Raw genomic sequence first — 262 nt, forward strand, 5'->3', positions numbered from 1 at the left:
GGACGGAAGTCGAGCAGATCCTTGTTCGTCACGTTGACGTCGGGGCGCTGCTTGCCGATCTGATTCGGCTTGTCGCCGAGCACCTTCACGAACTCTTCCATCGCAATGGGCACGAGGCCCGGATGCGCAACCCAGCCGCCGTCGTAGCCGTCGCCCGCGTCGCGCGCCTTATCCGAGCGCACGCCGCCCATTGCCTTGTCGTTCGCTGCCGCATCGTTCTTGATCGGAATCAGCGCGCTCATGCCGCCAATCGCCGGCGCAT

The 262-nt window shown here is 64.9% G+C and carries 1 pseudogene; it reads right to left on the bottom strand.

The window, feature by feature from the left end:
• Positions 1-262: pseudogene (locus SB771_RS35200) on the bottom strand (malate synthase A); the annotation flags it as partial.

This window comes from Burkholderia sp. SIMBA_051 (assembly GCF_046534915.1).
Classification (GTDB): domain Bacteria; phylum Pseudomonadota; class Gammaproteobacteria; order Burkholderiales; family Burkholderiaceae; genus Burkholderia; species Burkholderia ambifaria.